Annotated in this window: 1 protein-coding gene; it reads right to left on the reverse strand. The window is 28.5% G+C overall.

Annotation, left to right across the window (positions count from 1 at the left end):
• Positions 1–132: 132 nt before the first annotated feature.
• Positions 133–905 (reverse strand): hypothetical protein (locus FUA24_RS00255; RefSeq protein ID WP_222611752.1); only part of this gene is annotated, 773 nt, incomplete at its 5' end.

Here is a 905-nt window from a genome sequence, read left to right on the forward strand (position 1 = left end):
AACGTGTTTGTATATGGTTTGTTGCGTGGTTTAAGCACTAAAGCTAGCAAATAAAAACGGAATAGAAAATCCGTAAGGATTTTCGTAATTAGGCTTGAACTAGCAATAAATTATATACGGTGTTGGCAATAGTTACTCTCCTTTTTTTACTCTTTCCCACTCGGTTTTTAAAGTTTTCTTAGTGAAGTCTAAAACTTTTGTTTCATAGGTTCCAATTTCACTATATTCAATTTCTTCAGTAACTACTTTCAATAGAGCATTATTCAATTTATTTAAAGCTTTTATAAATTCAGAATCTTTCTTAGGGTTGAGCATTAGTTCAACCTTAGTAATTAAAGACTTAAGATTTCTTAGTTCCTCATAACTCAATGTCTTTTTGAGAGCACTAACATTTATTAAAGCGGTTATATCACATATTAAAGCTCTAAGTTCGTTAATCCAATTCTGACGATTATTCGAAAGAACATTTTGTCTAAATTCTAATTCAGCGTTTTTGTCAGCTGATTTTATTTGTAATTCAAGAATTTCTTTTGATGATTTTATTTGCTCTTCAACTGTGTTTTTTGCTTGTTTAAGCTGTTCAGATAATTGATTTTCAGAAAGTTTTCTTTGTTTTTTTCCAGTATAAATTGTTCCGAATAATGCAAATAAACCGACAGTCAAAGCAATAATGGATGGAAATAGAAATTCCCATAATTTTTGTTCATTTCCTGATTTTATTGATATTTCTCCCGAATGTTTTAAGTAATTTGTATTGTTTGAAATCGAATCTATTTTATACTCTAAGGATTCAATTTTATTGTACAGCTTTTTTACTTCTAATGAGTCTTGAGCAAACGTCAAACCATTAAATAGCAAAATTATAATTAAGTATAAATATCGTTTCTTCATAATTATTGCCAACG

It is taken from the genome of Seonamhaeicola marinus (assembly GCF_008085455.1).